Below are 15,514 nucleotides of genomic sequence, written 5' to 3'. Positions count from 1 at the left end.
GTGAGGACGGAGCCCAGCTACACGACAGCGGGTGCGGCGCTTAGAACTTGAAGTTGGCCGTCACGCTGGCCGAGCGCGGCGCGCCCGGCGTGTAGCGGTAGCCCGACTTGTTGATCGCCTGCACATACTGCTTGTCGGCCAGGTTGTAGACGTTCAGGCGCAGGTCGACGTGCTTGTTGAGCGGGTACGAAGCCATGGCGTCGTAGACCCAGTACGAATCGGCGTAGGCCGGGGTGCCGACGGCGCCGTCGGTGCCGCGCAGCAGCTTGTCGCTGAAGCGGGCACCGCCGCCGATCTGCAGGCCCATCGGCAGCGTGTACGAGGTCCATGCGGTGAACGCCTGCTTGGGCGTGTAGGTCAGCGCGTTCTCGCCGCTGGCGGTGGTCAGCTTGCCCGATTCGATGCTGGTGGACATGCGGGTGTAGCCGGCGCTGATCAGCCAGTTGCGCATCAGTTCGCCGGTCACGCCCAGCTCGATGCCCTGCACGCGCTTCTTGCCGTTCTGGTAGAACTTGGTCGAGTCGGTCGGATCGACTTCGATCTCGTTCTTCACTTCGGTGCGGTAGGCGGCGGCCGACAGCGACAGTTTCTGCTTCAGCAGATCCCACTTGGTGCCGAACTCGTAGTTGGTGGTCACCTGCGGATCGTAGTTCGGGTTGGCGGCGCTGTTGGCCGCCGTGCTCAGCGTGAAGGTGTTGCCGCCCGGTGGAGCTTTCGACGTCGCGACCAGGCCGTAGACGCTGCTCTCGGCGGTCGGCTTGAACAGCACCGACAGCTTGCCGTTGATCAGGTTGTCGCCCGATTCCAGCGAGGTCGGGATCCTGGTGCCGATCGGCAGCACTTGCGGGGTGGCCGCCGCCTGCAGCGCGATGCCGTTGAAGGTGGTGTTGTAGTGGTCGACGCGCACGCCGCCGTTGATGATCCACTGGTCGCCGAACTTGGCGGTGTCGAAGGCGTACACGCTCTCGGTGCTGGTCTGGCCGTTGCCGTTGGCGCCGTTGCGGCCGTAGGTCAGCGTGACCGGCGCGTTCGGGTTCGGGTGGTAGATGCTGGTGTCCGGCAGCGCGCCGGAGATGGCCGCCCAGGTGTAGTTCAGCTGCTTCTCGTTGGTCAGCTCGAGGCCGCCGACGATGGTGTGCCTGACCGCGCCGGTGACGGCGTCGAAGGTGATGGTGGTCTGGTTGGTGACGATCTCGTTCGACTGGTCCTTGAAGTTCAGGTTGGTGCGCTTCAGGGTCCAGCTGTCGGGATTGCTGTCCTTGTTCACGGTGGCGGTCGGCAGGTTGGCGGTGGTCGCGGTGAACGAGGTCAGTAGATAGCTTTGCGTGGTCTTGCCCCAGCGGGTGGTGTTCTGCAGCCTGGCGCCGCCGGCGAAGTCGTGCTCGACGCGCACGGTGAACATGTCGGCCTTGACGTCGTCATGGTCCAGCGTCGAGCCGTAGAAGTTGTTCGGATCGACAGGCTTGGCGCTGCTCAGGAATGGACGGGTGGCGTCCGGCGTGGTGTAGCCCGGCAGGCCGATGGTCAGCACGCCGCCGTCGGGGATGTTGTTTTGTTTAACGTGCAGCAAGTCCAGGTAGACGCGGGTCGTGCCGTTCAGGCCGAACGCCAGCGTCGGCGCGACGGCCCAGCGCTTGTTCTTGACCACGTCGCGCGCCGGGTTGCCGCTGTCCTGGTCGAGGATGTTGAGGCGGAAGGCGGTGCCGGTGTCGGCGTTGATCACCTGGTTGAGGTCGGCGCTGGCGCGCTTTTGCCGGCCGCTGCCGAAGGTGACGGCGCCGCTGTAGGCGTTTTCCAGCAGCGGCTGCTTGCTGACCAGGTTGATCGAGCCGGTCGGCGAGCTGCGGCCGTTGTCGGTGCCGGCCGGGCCCTTGAGCACGTCGATCTGTTCGATGTTGAAGGTGTCGCGCGAGATCGAGCCGACGTCGCGCACGCCGTCGACGTAGATGCTGCCGGAGGCGTCGAAGCCGCGCATGTAGATGGCGTCGCCGGTGTTGGTGCTGCCGTTTTCGCCGAGGAAGAAGGCGCCCACGCCCGGCGTGTTGCGCAGCGCTTCGGTCAGCGTGACGGCGCCTTGCTGTTCGATCAGCTCTTTCTTGATGACGCTGATCGACTGGGCGGTGTCGACCAGTTTTTCCGTGTACTTGGCGGACGAGGCCTTGTCGGCCTTGAAATCGTTGAGGGTGCTGCCCTGGACCTTGATTTCCTGCAGCGTCTGGTTGGCGCCGGCCACGATCACCGGCGCGCCGGCGTCGCCCTTCTCGGCGGCGTGGGCGGCCACCGGCAGCAGCATCACGGCCAGCGCCGCACCCATATGTTGGTTGAAGCGCGATTGCGCGTGTTTGCGGCTCTTGATCATTTCAGGCGTCTTTCTCAAAGAATATAGCGGCTGGCTGCGCTTGATTCTTCTCTGAAGACCGCGTCTGGCTGCCGGGTTGGCTGTATTTCAACCCGATAAGAATAGCAAGTTTCCCTACATTTGTAAATGCGAATTATTATCAATACTATTCGTTTGTAACGCCGCCATCACGGCCGGCGCTCAGGATTGCTCGCGTTCGAGCCAGGCGCGGGCCCGCGCCAGCGTCTGTTCCAGCTCGGCGCGCACCGTCCGGTAGCGTTCGTCGAGCTCGTCGTTGCGCTGGCCGTTGATGGCGTCCTCGGCGGCGATGGTGGCCTCGACCAGGCGCTTGGCGCCCAGCACCCCGACCGCGCCGCGCAGGCTGTGGAAGGCGCGGGCCGCGTCGCGCATCCGCCCTTCCTGCAGGGCCTCGCCGGCCAGGTCGACCGGCGCCATGCCGGTGTCGAGGGCGCCGCGCACCATTTTGAACATCACCAGGCGGCCCTTGGGATCCTTGCCCATCACCCGCATCAGGCTGTCCATATTGAAGATGCTGGCTTCGTCGACGGGGGCTGGCGGCGGTTCCGGCGGCGGTTCAGGCGCCGCCGCCGCGTCCAGCCTGGCGGGCAGGTTGCGCAGCAGCACGACCATCATTTCCTCCACCTCGATCGGCTTGGGGATGAAGTCGGTGATGCCGACCTCGGTGCAGCGGTGGCGCTCGGAACCGAGCACGCCCGCCGTCATGGCGATGATCGGCAGCGTCAGCCGCAGCTCCTTGCGCAGGATGCTGGTGGCGGTAAAGCCGTCCATCACCGGCATCTGCATGTCCATCAGCACCAGGTCGTAGTGGTTGGCGCCGGCGCGCAGCAGCTCGACCGCCTGGCTGCCGTCGCCCACCACGTCCAGCTCGGCGCCGGCCAGCTCCAGGATGCCGCGCGCCACCGCCTGGTTGAGCGCGTTGTCCTCCACCAGCAGCAGGCGCACGCCGGCCAGGCTGCCGGCGATGCCCTGCTCGGCAGCCGCCTGCTGCGCGCCGTCGCTCTTGTCCGCCAGCGCCTGGTGCAGCGCGTCGAACAGGTTGGAACTGGTGATCGGCTTGACCAGCACCACGTCCGCCTCCGGCGCGTTGGAGATTTCCTCCAGGCGGTCGCGGGCGAAGGCATTGACCATCACCACGATGGGCTGCTTCTGGCCTGCCGCCGCCGCGCGTATGCCCTTGGCCGTGGCCAGCCCGTCCATGCCGGGCATGTGCCAGTCGGCCAGCACCACGTCGTAGTGCTGCTGCCGCGCCTGGCCCTGGCGGTAGCGCAGCAGCGCCGCCGCGCCGGAATCGACTTCGTCGGCGTGCCAGCCCCAGGCCCGTATCAGCTTGGCGATCACTTCCCGGCTGGTGCGGTTGTCGTCCGCCACCAGCAGGCGCAACTGGCCCAGCGCGGGCCGCCGGCGCTCGTCCGGCTGCTCGGGCAGGATCTCGAACGGCAGGCTGAACCAGAAGGTCGAGCCCTGGCCCGGCACGCTGTCGACGGCGATCTGCCCGCCCATCAGCTCAATCAAGCGCTTGGTGATGGCCAGGCCCAGGCCGGTGCCGCCGAAGCGCCGCGTGATGCTTTGGTCGGCCTGCGAGAAGGCGTTGAACAGCTGCGCCAGCTGGCTGTCGGTCATGCCGATGCCGGTGTCGCGCACCTCGAAGCGCAGCAGCGCGTGCTGGTCCTCGCGCGCCTCCAGCTCGACACCGACCACCACCTCGCCGTGCTCGGTGAACTTGATGGCGTTGCCGGCCAGGTTGACCAGGATCTGCTGCAGCCGCATGGCGTCGCCGCGCAAGTGCCGCGGCACGGCCGGATCGACGCTGATGGCCAGCTCCAGTTCCTTGTCGCCGGCGTTCATCGTCATCAGCGTGGCCAGCGAATTCATCGTATCGTCCAGCGCGAACTCCACCGGCGACAATTCCATGTGGCGCGCCTCGATCTTGGAGAAATCCAGCACGTCGTTGAGGATGCCCAGCAGCGACTGGCCGGACACCCGCACCATGCTCAGGTATTTGCGCTGCTGCGTGGTCAGCTCGGTATTGCCGAGCAGGTAGGCCATGCCCAGCACGGCGTTCATCGGCGTGCGGATTTCATGGCTCATATTGGCCACGAACTCGCTCTTGGCGCGGTTGGCCGCCTCGGCGCGGTCGCGTTCGCGCTCCAGCTCGGCGGCGCGCGCCTCCACTTCCCGCTGCAGGCGCAAGCGTTCGGTGATGTCGGAGATCACCGCCAGCACCTTGGTGCCCTGGTCGGTGCGCACCGCGCTCAGGTTGATCTCGAGCGGGAACTCGCTGCCGTCGCGGCGCAGGCCGTACAGCGCGGCGCCGCTGCCCATGCGCACCGGTTCGGCGCTGAGGCGGTCGGCGAAGAACTTCAGGCGATGCGCGGCGTGCTGGCCGCGCAGCCGCTCCGGCACCAGCACTTCCAGCGGCTGGCCCAGCACCTCGTCGCGGCTGTAGCCGAAGCAGCGCTCGCCTTCGCGGTTGAAGGTCTCGATGGCGCCGTCCACGCCGACCACGACGATGGCGTTCGGCGCGAATTCCACCAGGCTTTGCAGGCGGGCGTCGGCCGCCAGCCGCTCGTGCATCAGGTCGTTGAACGCGGTGGTCAGCTGGCCCACCTCGTCCTGCGCGTAGGTCGGCAGCGGCGTGAAGCGGCCGGGATTGTCGCGCAGCGCGACGATGGCGTCGCGCAGCTTGACCAGCGGCGCCATCAGACGCAAGGTCACCCAGCCGATCAGCAGCGCCGCCAGCACGGAGGCCAGCCCGCTCCACAGCAACAGGCGGTACAGCACGCCGTCGAAGGGCTCGAACGCTTCCTTGGCCGGCAGCGAGGCGCACAGCACCCAGTTCACCGATTTCAGCGACTTGTAGCTGTTGAGCGCGCGCTGGCCCGAACCGTTGATGCTGTCGAGCGTGCCTTCAAAGCCGTGCTCCAGCGCCAGCGTGGTGGCCGCGTTGGCGTTGGGCTGGCGCGGCTGCAGCAGCCGGTTCAGCTCGGGATGCAGCACATACACCGGCGCCGGGCCCTTGGTCAGCGCGAAGTAATAGCCGCTCTGGCCGACCTTGGCGTTGCGCAAATGGCCGAGCAGATTGTCCTTGTACAGGCGCAGCACGCCGATCAGCACGCCTACCACCTCGCCCTTGGCGTTGAGCACCGGGGCGATCATCTGCACGATGGGCTGCTTGTTGACCTTGCCGATCAGCGGTTCGGTGATCATCGGCTTGCGGGTGCGCATCACCGTCTTGAAGTATTCGCGGTCGGAGGCGTCGATGCCGACGCGGCCCGGCACCACCGGCAGGTCGGCGATCAGCTGGCCCTGCGGGCTGAGCACCAGCAGGTCGTCGAACAAGGCCAGCACGGCGCGGTCCTGGTAATAGTCGCGCAGCTGGTCGGTGGACCTGGCGATGCCCGGCGGCTGGTTGCGGGCGGACACGGCGATGATGTCAAGCAACATCATCAGCTTGTCGTCGAGCTCTTCCGCGGTGCGGTTGATCAGCGCCGTTTGCTGGGCGAACAGCACCTTGGTGAAGTCTTCCTGCATGCGCTGGGTCTGCACCACCGTCACCAGCGCGATCATCAGGATGGAGGTGATGCTGGTGGCCAGCGCTACTTTTGCCTTGATACCGGGTGACTTCATCGCATCCTTCACAATCGGGCGTGGGTGGGATCAGTCTTAAACGCTAGGGAATTCTCCTATCAAAGGGCGGCCAAGGCAACAGGATAAGAAATATTTTCGACGGCGCGAATCAAAATGGCTTGAAGCGGCCTCTTAGTAGCCGAGGGACTTCCTCTGCGACACAAGGAGAGCATAATGTTTTATGTGAAAAACGTACCGAACTGGGAGCGCATGCTGCGCGTCATCGCCGGCCTGGCCGCCATCTACCTGGGCCTGGGCGTGCTGGGCGGCGTGTGGGGCACGGTGGTGGCGGCATCGGCGGCCGGCATCGTCGGTTCCGGCCTGTTCGGCTTCTGCCCGATGTGCGCGCTGGTCGGCCGCCGGCTCGACAACGCCGCCAAACAAGGCAAAATCTAGGGAACGCATGAGTCTGGCCGAACAACATCTACCGGTGCTGGACGCCGCCCATCGCGGCGATCCGGCGGCGCTGGCGCAGCTGCTGCGGCTGTGCCAGCCCGATATCCGCCGCTACGCCCAGCGCAACTGCCTGATCGGCGACGTCGACGACGCCGTGCAGGAAGCGCTGCTGGTGCTGTCGCGCCGGCTGTCGTCGGTGCGCATGCTGGCGGCGTTTTCCGGCTGGCTGTTCCAGGTCGTCAAGCGCGAATGCCACCGGCTGGGCCGCGCCGCGCTGGGCCACGATCCGTGGGACGACGAGCGCGCCGAGCAATGGCTGGCCAGCCAGGACACGGCCGGCCTGCGGCTGGAACTGGTCAACGCGCTCGAATCGCTGCCGGCCGATTACCTGCAAGTGGTGCTGCTGCGCGATTTTGCCGAACTGTCGATCGGCGAGATCGCCGAACAGCTCGGTTTCACCACGGCCGCCATCAAGAGCCGCTTGCATCGTGCAAGGCTGATGGCGCGCGAATACCTGATCGGCTGAGTGCGGCGTAGCCTGGTCGAGGCTTAGTCGGCGCTCAGCGTCACCTCGCGCTGCCCCGGCCAGCTCCACGTGCCGGCCAGCCGCCAGTCGCGTTTTTCGCCTTCCACCAGCACCACCCAGCGGCTGCGCTCGAGCATCGGCAGGTTGATCTGGAACATGCCGAATTCGTCCGGCTGCACCACCAGCTTGATGTCTTTTTCCGGCAATGTCGCATGCGACAGGTGCACGAACAGCCGCTCCGTCCTGCCGTGATCGTCGGTGCGGCGGCGCAACTGCCCCGCCAGCAAGCCCTGCGTGGCGTCATAGCCCAGCGACACCGACAGGCCCAGCGACGACGCCAGGCGGTCGCGCCGCAAATCCTGGTTGATCGCCTTGCCCTGCTTGTAGTAGTCGCCGACCACCAGCGCGTCCTGCTGCGAGAACGCCAGCCAGCCGGTATAGGTGCCGGCCACCACCACCAGCGCCGGGCCGGCCATCAGCAGCCACGGCCAGCGCTGTTTCCACCACGGCGTCGCCGTGGCCATCGTCATTGTTACGCTCATCTAGCTCTCCTTAACGCGGCACGAAGAACACCGCGTGTTCTTCCACCCGCAGCGACGGTTGGTCGACCGCGGTCAGTTCGATCTCGATCTTGTTCGAGCCCGGATGGCCGGCGCCGTGCGCCGTGCGCAGCCGGATCGCATGGGCCTTGGTTTCGGTGCCCTCGACCCGCACCAGGTCCGGCGTCACCTGGGTCAAGGTCGCCAGGCCGCTGACGGCGATGCGGTAGGTGTGGGCCTGCTCGGAAGTGTTCATGATCTGCAGCCGGTAGACGTTTTCGATCATGCCGTCCTCGACCTCGCGGCCCATGGCGCCGCGGTCGCGGATCACGTCCAGCTTGAGCGGCGTGCGCAGCGCCAGCGCGGTGCCGACGCCGATGACGATCAGCGCCAGGATGCCGGCGTAGATCTTCACGCGCGGGCGCAGCGTGCGCTGGCGGATCTCGGTCGGCGTGTAGTGCATCAGCATCGCCCGCTCGGTGCTGTAGCGGATCAGGCCGCGCGGCTGGCCTATCTTGTCCATCACGCCGTTGCAGGCGTCGACGCAGGCGGCGCAACCTATGCATTCATACTGCAGGCCCTTGCGGATGTCGATGCCGGTCGGGCATACCTGCACGCACATCGAGCAATCGATGCAGGAGCCGCCGTTGCCGTTTTCGGTTTTCGACAGCGGGCCGCGCGGTTCGCCGCGCGCGCTGTCGTAGGTGATGATCAGCGTGTCGCGGTCGAACATCGAGCTCTGGAAGCGGGCATACGGGCACATGTACTTGCACACCTGTTCGCGCATCCAGCCGGCGTTGCCGTAGGTGGCGAAGCTGTAGAACACCACCCAGAACCATTCCCACGGGCCGAAGTTCAAGCTCAGCACCTCGCCACCCAGCAGCTTGATCGGCGTGAAATAGCCGACGAAGGTGAAGCCGGTCCACAGCGCCACCGCGCCCCAGGCCAGGTGCTTGGCGCTTTTCTTTGCGAACTTGCGCGCCGAGGGCGGTTGCCGGTCCAGCAGCATGCGGGCGCTGCGCTTGCCTTCGATCTTGCGTTCTATCCACAGGAAGATCTCGGTGTACACCGTTTGCGGACAGGCGAAGCCGCACCACACCCGCCCCGCCACCGCCGTCGCCAGGAACAGCAGATAGGCGCAGATGATCAGCAGCGCGGCCAGGTAGATGAAGTCCTGCGGCCACAGGACCAGGCCGAAGATGTAGAACTTGCGCGCCGTCAGGTCGAACAGCAGGGCCTGGCGGCCGTTCCACTGCAGCCACGGCGTGCAGTAGAACGCCAGCTGCGTCAGCCAGACAAACAGCCAGCGCAGGCGGGCGTAGCGGCCGCTGGCTTCGCGCGGATAGATTTCCTCGCGGGCCGCGTACATCTTGATCACTTGTGGGGCAGCATCGGTCATCGCATCAGTCCATCAAGGCGCGGCGGCGGGCGCGGCGGCCATGGCGGGTATCGCCGCCGGCGCGCCGGCGTCGTTCGACAGGCTCCACACGTAGGCGGCCAGCACGTGCACCTTGGCGTCGCCGAGGAAGTCCTCGAACGCCGGCATGGTGGTGGTACGGCCCTTGCGGATGGTTTCCATCACGGTCTCGGCGCTGCCGCCGAACAGCCAGATCTTGTCGGTCAGGTTGGGCGCGCCGAGGGCCTGGTTGCCGGTGCCGCCTGCGCTGTGGCAAGCCATGCAGGCGCCGAACTTGTCCTTGCCGAACACCACCTTGATCGGATCGGCGGTCGAGCCGGACAGGCTGAGCACGTAGTGCGCGACGTTTTCCACGTCCTTGTCCGAACCGAGCGCCGCGCCCATCGGCGGCATCATGCCGGTGCGGCCGTGCAGTATGGTTTCCTTGATGGTTTCCGGCGCGCCGCCGAACAGCCAGTCCTTGTCGGTCAGGTTGGGGAAGCCCTTGTTGCCGCGCGCGTCCGAGCCGTGGCATTGCGCGCAGTAGGTCAGGAACAGCCGCTCGCCGATGGCGTGCGCCTTCGGATCGGCCGCCACCGCCTTCAGGTCCTGCTTCTGGTATTGCGCGAACAGCGGGCCGTAGTCGGTCTCGGCCTGCTTGAGCTCGGCCTGGTACTGGCCGGACGATTTCCAGCCCAGCTTGCCGGCATAGGCGCCCAGGCCCGGGTACAGGAACAAATAGGCCAGGCCGAACACGATGGTGATGTAGAACAGCCACATCCACCAGCGCGGCATCGGCGTGTTCAGCTCGGTCAAGTCTTCGTCCCACATGTGGCCGGTGGTCTGGCCGGGCTGGCCCTTGACCTTCGATTGGGAGAACAGCAGGATGCCGCAGCCGGCGATGCCGAGCAGGGTCAGCACGGCGATGTACAGGTCCCAGAAGCCGTTGGTGAAGTCAGCCATGATGGGCCTCCTTTTCAGCGTCCTCGTCGTCGAACGGCAGTTGCGCCGCCGTGGCGAAGTCGGCTTCCTTGTTGTGGATGAAGGCCCACCACAGGATGCCGGCGAAGGTGATGAAGGAAATCACCGTCATCACGCTGCTGGCGCGGTCAAACAGAGTGTCGATAGCCATGCTAGTTCCTCGTCTTGATCAATGTGCCCAGGCCTTGCAGGTAGGCGACCAGGGCGTCTTCTTCGGTCTTGTCTTTGAGCTCGGCCGGAGCGGCGGCGATCTCGGCGTCGGTGTAGGGATCGCCCAGGCGCTTGAGCGCCTTCATCTTCGGCACGATGGATTCCGGCACCAGCGACGTCTGCGCCAGCCACGGGTAGTTCGGCATATTCGATTCCGGCACCACGTCGCGCGGATTGGCCAAGTGGGTGCGGTGCCATTCGTCGCTGTAGCGGCCGCCCACGCGCGCCAGGTCGGGACCGGTGCGCTTGGAGCCCCACTGGAACGGACGGTCGTAGACGAACTCGCCGGCCACCGAGTAGTGGCCGTAGCGCTCGGTCTCGGCGCGGAACGGCCGTATCATCTGCGAGTGGCAGTTGTAGCAGCCTTCGCGCACATAGATGTCGCGGCCGGCCAGGCGCAGCGGCGAATACGGCTTCAGACCCGCCACCGGCTCGGTGGTGGACTTCTGGAAGAACAGCGGCACGATCTCGACGGCGCCGCCGACGCTGACCACCAGCGTCACCAGCGCGATCAGCAGCCAGGGGTTTCTCTCGATCCAGTCATGTGAAAATTTCGATTTCATACTGTGCTCCGATATCAGGCGTGGCCGGCGGCCAGCGCGGGAATGCGTGCCACGGCGGTGTCGCGGTTACGCAAGGTCATCCAGGTGTTGTAGCCCATCAGGCACATGCCGCTCAGGTACAGCAGGCCGCCGCCGAAGCGCACCACGTAGTACGGATAGGTGGCCTTGACGCCCTCGACGAAGGTGTAGGTCAGCGTGCCGTCCGGATTGACGGCGCGCCACATCAGGCCCTGCATCACGCCGGCGATCCACATCGCGGCGATGTACAGCACGATGCCGATGGTGGCGACCCAGAAGTGCACGTCGATCAGGCGGGTGCTCCACATCTTTTGCTGGCCGGCCAGGCGCGGCAGCAGGTAGTAGATCGAACCCATGGTGATGAAGCCGACCCAGCCCAGCGCGCCGCCGTGGACGTGGGCGATGCCCCAGTCGGTGTAGTGCGACAGCGCGTTGACGGTCTTGATCGACATCATCGGGCCTTCGAAGGTGGCCATGCCGTAGAACGACAGCGAGACGATCATGAACTTCAGGATAGGGTCGGTGCGCAGCTTGTGCCAGGCGCCCGACAGGGTCATGATGCCGTTGATCATGCCGCCCCAGCTTGGCGCCAGCAGGATCAGCGAGAACACCATGCCGATCGATTGCGTCCAGTCCGGCAGCGCGGTGTAATGCAGGTGGTGCGGGCCGGCCCACATGTAGGTGAAGATCAGCGCCCAGAAGTGCACGATCGACAGCCGGTACGAATACACCGGACGTTCTGCCTGCTTGGGAATGAAGTAGTAGACCATGCCGAGGTAGCCGGCGGTCAGGATGAAGCCCACCGCGTTGTGGCCGTACCACCACTGGATCATCGCATCCTGCACGCCGGAATAGGCGGAGTACGATTTGAACAGCGTGGCCGGCATGCTGGCGCCGTTGACCACGTGCAGGATCGTCACGGCGATGATGTAGCCGGCGAAGAACCAGTTGGCCACGTAGATGTGCTTGACCTTGCGCGTCAGCAGGGTGCCGAAGAACACCACCGCGTAAGAGACCCAGACCACGGCGATCAGCAGGGTGATCGGCCATTCCAGCTCGGCGTATTCCTTGCCGCGGGTCAGGCCCATCGGCAGCGTGACGACGGCGCTGAGGATGACCGCCTGCCAGCCCCAGAAGGTGAAGGCGGCCAGCTTGTCCGAGAACAGCCGCACCTGGCAGGTGCGCTGCACCACGTAGTACGAGGTGGCGAACAGGCCGCAGATGCCGAACGCGAAAATGACCGCGTTGGTGTGCAGCGGCCGCAGGCGGCCATAGGTCAGCCAGGGAATGTCCAGGTTCAGCGACGGCCATGCCAGCTGGGCGGCGATAATGACGCCCACCAGCATGCCGACGATGCCCCAGACCACGGTGGCGACTGCGAATTGCTTCACAATCTTGTAGTTGTAGTTCTGTGCAAGGTCCACTTGAAGTTCTCCCAAGAACGCTTTGATGATGTGTATCAAAGGTTACGGAAGTGGGACCCAAAAAACCTTGATGTGGATCAAAAAATTCCGGAACCAGCTAGTCCTCCGGCGGCTTGTCGTCATCCTGCAGAACGCGCAGCGCCGGGCCGACCAGGTCGTCGAACTGGCCGTCGTCCGAGGCCTTGAAAAAGATCCACAGCGCCACGAACACCAGCAGCACGCTGATCGGAACGAGCAGGTAGAGCGCATCCATCAAGAACTCCTTCTGAGTCGCAGCGCGTTGGCCACCACCACGGCCGAACTGAGCGCCATGCCGACGCCGGACAGCCAGGGATTGAGCAGGCCCATGGCCGCGGCCGGTATCGCCAGCAGGTTGTAGACGCTGGCCCAGGCCAGGTTCTGGTGGATCACCCGCATCGTGCGCGCCGCCACGCGCGCGCTGTCGGCCACGGCGCCGAGGCGCCCGTGCAGCAGCACCGCGTCGGCATGGGCCTGCGCCAGAGCGGCGCCCTCGCCCATCGCGAACGACACGTCGGCCGCGCTCAGCACGGCCGCGTCGTTGATGCCGTCGCCTATCATCGCCACCACTGCGCCCTGCTGCTGCAAGCGCTTGACGAAGGCCAGCTTTTCCTCGGGCAGGCAGTTGCCGACGGTGGTGTGGATGCCCAGCCGGTCGCCGACCTCGCGCACCAGCCTGTCGTTGTCGCCGCTCAGCAGCACCACGGTCTTGCCGGTCTGGTGGAAATAGTCGACGGTGGCCTGGGCGTCGTCGCGCAGGCCGTCGCACAGATGCAGGCACGCCAGCCATTGCCCCTCCACGCCGAGATAGACGGGCGTGACGCCGGCGCCGGCATCGTGCGGCGGCGCGGCGCCGCTCAAGCCGGCCACGAAGCCGGCGCTGCCGAGGCGGTAGCGCCGGTCGTGCACCATGCCTTCGATGCCGCGGCCGGCGGTTTCGCATACCTCGCCGGCCTGCCAGTCCTCGCGGCCGTGGTTGTCGAGGGCGGCGCCGACAATGGCGCGCGCCAATGGATGGGCGCTGCCGGCATCCAGCGCGGCGGCCACCCGCAGGCAAAAGTCCGGCTGCATCCTCCCCAGCGGCTGGATCTTCCGCAGCATGGGGCGGCCATGGGTCAGCGTGCCGGTCTTGTCGAACACAATGTGCGTGGCGCGGTGCAGCGTCTCCAGCGTCTGCGGGCCGGTGACCAGCACGCCTTCCCGCAGCAGCCGGTCGGTGGCGGCGGCCAGCGCGGTCGGCGTGGCCAGCGACAGCGCGCACGGGCAGGACACCACCAGCACCGCGATGGCGATCGGCCACGCGCGCGCGGCGCTGTAGCCGTCGAGCCAGAACCAGAAGCCGAACGCGGCCAGCGCGAACAGCAGCAGCGCGGCCACGAACCAGGCGGCCACGCGGTCGGCCCACAGCGCGATGCGCGGTTTGTCGCGTCCGGCGCGGTCTATCAGTTTGATCAGGCTGGACAAGGTGCTGTCCTGCGCGCGGCGTGTCACGCGGGCGACCACCACGGTGCCGGCGTTGATGGCACCGCCCGGCAAGGCGTCGCCGACCGCCTTGGCGACCGGCGCGCTCTCGCCGCTCAGCAGCGACACATCCAGCAAGGTGCGGCCATCGACGATGATGCAGTCGGCGGGCACCGCCTCGCCCGATTTGATCATGATGAGGTTATCCACAGCCAGCGCGGCGGCCTTGACCAGCGTGGCGGCGTGGCTGTCCGGATAATTTTCCAGCAGCGTGGCGGAGGCGGGCAGCGCGTGCTGCAGGCGCTCCAGCGCGGCGGCGGCCTTGCGGCGCGCGCGCAGTTCGAAGTAGCGGCTGCACAGCAGCAGGAAGATGAACATCGTCACCGAATCGAAATACACGTCGCCGTGTCCGCGCACGGTGGCCGCCACGCTGGCGCCGAAGGCGGCGGCGATGCCCAGCGCCACCGGCAAGTCCATGCCCGGCGCGCGCGCCCGCAGGCTGGCCCAGGCGCCGCGCCAGAACGGCTGCGCCGAATAGCAGATCGCCGGCAAGGTCAGCAGCAGGCTGGCCCAGCGCATCAGCGTCGCCATGCTGTCGTCCAGCGTGCCGTCGTCGGCCAGATAGGCGGGGGCGACGTACATCATCACCTGCATCATCGACAGCGCGGCGACGAACAGCTGGCGGCCCAATGTCCTGGCGCTCTTGCGCTGCTGCTCGCCGTGGCGGCCGGCGTCGTAGGGATAGGCGGCATAGCCGATGGCGTGCAGCGCGGCCAGGATGGCGCCGGGTTCGCAAACCTCGCTGCGCCAGCGCACGTACAGGCGCTCGGTGGCGACGTTGAGCTGGGCGCTTTCCACGCCCGGCAGCCTGGCCAGGCGCTGCTCGATCAGCCAGACGCAGGCGGCGCAGCGTATGCCCTCCACCGCGAACATGGCTTCGCGGCTGTCGCCGTCGAGGGCGAAGCGGGGATCGGCGTTGTCGTACAGCTGCAGCTCGGGCGGCACCAGTTGCGCGCCGTCGGCGGTTGCCGCATAGCCGGCGCGATCGCGGTAATACGATTGCTGGCCGAGGTCGACGATGGTCTGCGCCACCGCGGCGCAACCGGGGCAGCACATGGCGCGCTCGGCGCCGTCGATGGACACCTGCCATGCGGCGCTGCCGCCGGCCGGCAGCGGCAGTCCGCAGTGGTAGCAGACGCTTGCGTTGTGGACGCGCTCTACGAATGTGGTGTCAGGCATAAGCTATCCATCCATGCGGGCGTGAGGCCGCCGGCCGCGCGCGCCAGTCCCAGCATGCCAAAGGCCAGCACCAGCAGGCCGCAGGCGACGCGTACAGTTTTCTTCCGCAAGGCGCTTTGCAGGCGCGCGCCCAGCAGGCCCAGGCCGGTCAGCATCGGCAGCGTGCCGAGGCCGAACGCCAGCATCACCGCCGCGCCGTTGCCGGCCGAGCCGCTGAGCATGGCGGTCAGCAGCACGCTGTAGACCATGCCGCACGGCAGCCAGCCCCACAGCAGCCCGAGCGCGAACGCCTGCTGCGGCCGGCGCGCCGGCATCAGCGCCTTCATCATCGGCGCCAGCACCGGCTGCGCGCGCCGCCACAGCACGCGGCCGCCCTGCTCCAGCACGGCCAGGCCGCGCCAGGCGTCCATCAGATACAGGCCCAGCGCGACCAGCATCAGGTTGGCCAGCCAGTAAAAGGCCAGTTGCGCGCCGGCCAGCGCGAGCATGTCTTGCGCGCCGCCCGCGAGGCCGCCCGCCAGCGCGCCGGCCGTCATGTAGCTGGCGATGCGGCCGGCGTTGTAAGCCAGCACGCGCGGCAACGCGTTGTCGGCGACCGGCACGATGGCGACCACCCTGCGCGCCGGCTGCGCGCTGGCCGTCAAGGCGCCGACGATGCCGCCGCACATGCCGATGCAGTGGACGCTGCCCGCCAGGCCGACCACAAACACGGGCAGTAGCTGCAGGGCGTTCATGA

13 protein-coding genes are annotated in these 15,514 nt (G+C 66.8%); 2 read left to right on the top strand and 11 right to left on the bottom strand.

Going from position 1 to position 15,514, the window contains the following annotated elements; translation table 11 throughout:
- Window positions 1-40: 40 nt before the first annotated feature.
- Both ABWW33_RS11985 and ABWW33_RS11980 read right to left on the bottom strand, forming a co-directional pair.
- Window positions 41-2,359 carry a catecholate siderophore receptor Fiu gene (locus ABWW33_RS11985; RefSeq protein WP_353401764.1) on the bottom strand — a complete coding sequence of 773 codons (2,319 nt, stop codon included), beginning with the start codon at window positions 2,357-2,359 and terminating at the stop codon, window positions 41-43.
- A 180-nt stretch (window positions 2,360-2,539) separates the two neighbouring features.
- A complete protein-coding gene (locus ABWW33_RS11980) occupies window positions 2,540-6,007 on the bottom strand; it encodes a response regulator (protein ID WP_353401762.1) in 3,468 nt (1,155 codons plus the stop codon).
- Between the two features lie 174 nt (window positions 6,008-6,181).
- On the opposite strand from ABWW33_RS11980, the gene ABWW33_RS11975 reads away from it, so the two are divergent.
- Together ABWW33_RS11975 and ABWW33_RS11970 are read left to right on the top strand one after the other, a co-directional pair.
- Complete coding sequence (locus tag ABWW33_RS11975) at window positions 6,182-6,403, top strand: YgaP family membrane protein (protein ID WP_353401760.1); 222 nt, start codon at window positions 6,182-6,184, stop codon at window positions 6,401-6,403.
- Window positions 6,404-6,410: 7 nt separating this feature from the next.
- The gene (locus ABWW33_RS11970; protein WP_176653260.1) at window positions 6,411-6,929 is read left to right on the top strand and encodes an RNA polymerase sigma factor; all 519 of its coding nucleotides are present in this window, start codon (window positions 6,411-6,413) and stop codon (window positions 6,927-6,929) included.
- A gap of 23 nt (window positions 6,930-6,952) precedes the next feature.
- Here ABWW33_RS11970 and ABWW33_RS11965 read toward each other — a convergent pair whose 3' ends face one another.
- From ABWW33_RS11965 to ABWW33_RS11925, 9 genes are all read right to left on the bottom strand, one after another.
- Complete coding sequence (locus ABWW33_RS11965) at window positions 6,953-7,471, bottom strand: FixH family protein (RefSeq protein WP_353401758.1); 519 nt, start codon at window positions 7,469-7,471, stop codon at window positions 6,953-6,955.
- Window positions 7,472-7,481: 10 nt separating this feature from the next.
- Window positions 7,482-8,867: a cytochrome c oxidase accessory protein CcoG gene (ccoG, locus tag ABWW33_RS11960; RefSeq protein WP_353401756.1), complete on the bottom strand. Its 1,386-nt coding sequence runs from the start codon at window positions 8,865-8,867 to the stop codon at window positions 7,482-7,484.
- Window positions 8,868-8,879: 12 nt separating this feature from the next.
- On the bottom strand, window positions 8,880-9,827 hold the full coding sequence (gene ccoP, locus ABWW33_RS11955) for a cytochrome-c oxidase, cbb3-type subunit III (RefSeq protein ID WP_176653263.1): 948 nt from the start codon (window positions 9,825-9,827) through the stop codon (window positions 8,880-8,882).
- Window positions 9,820-9,996 (bottom strand): cbb3-type cytochrome oxidase subunit 3, encoded by a 177-nt coding sequence (locus ABWW33_RS11950; RefSeq protein ID WP_176653264.1) that lies wholly within the window; start codon window positions 9,994-9,996, stop codon window positions 9,820-9,822. The genes ccoP and ABWW33_RS11950 overlap by 8 nt, the downstream gene beginning before the upstream one ends.
- A 1-nt stretch (window position 9,997) precedes the next feature.
- Window positions 9,998-10,618, bottom strand: a complete 621-nt coding sequence (gene ccoO / locus ABWW33_RS11945) for a cytochrome-c oxidase, cbb3-type subunit II (protein WP_176653265.1) — start codon at window positions 10,616-10,618, stop codon at window positions 9,998-10,000.
- Window positions 10,619-10,632: 14 nt separating this feature from the next.
- Window positions 10,633-12,060, bottom strand: coding sequence for a cytochrome-c oxidase, cbb3-type subunit I (gene ccoN, locus ABWW33_RS11940; RefSeq protein ID WP_353401753.1), 1,428 nt, complete (start codon window positions 12,058-12,060; stop codon window positions 10,633-10,635).
- A 97-nt stretch (window positions 12,061-12,157) separates the two neighbouring features.
- Complete coding sequence (ccoS, locus tag ABWW33_RS11935) at window positions 12,158-12,313, bottom strand: cbb3-type cytochrome oxidase assembly protein CcoS (RefSeq protein WP_176653267.1); 156 nt, start codon at window positions 12,311-12,313, stop codon at window positions 12,158-12,160.
- The gene (locus ABWW33_RS11930; RefSeq protein ID WP_353401751.1) at window positions 12,313-14,778 is read right to left on the bottom strand and encodes a heavy metal translocating P-type ATPase; all 2,466 of its coding nucleotides are present in this window, start codon (window positions 14,776-14,778) and stop codon (window positions 12,313-12,315) included. The genes ccoS and ABWW33_RS11930 overlap by 1 nt, the downstream gene beginning before the upstream one ends.
- Window positions 14,757-15,512 carry a sulfite exporter TauE/SafE family protein gene (locus ABWW33_RS11925; RefSeq protein WP_353401749.1) on the bottom strand — a complete coding sequence of 252 codons (756 nt, stop codon included), beginning with the start codon at window positions 15,510-15,512 and terminating at the stop codon, window positions 14,757-14,759. Before ABWW33_RS11925 ends, ABWW33_RS11930 begins: the two co-directional genes overlap by 22 nt.
- Window positions 15,513-15,514: the final 2 nt, after the last annotated feature.

Source organism: Duganella hordei (genome assembly GCF_040369125.1).
Taxonomy (GTDB): Bacteria; Pseudomonadota; Gammaproteobacteria; order Burkholderiales; family Burkholderiaceae_D; genus Rugamonas; species Rugamonas hordei.
Note: the sequence above shows the minus strand (reverse complement) of the source record. Positions and strands in the feature narration are given on the sequence as shown.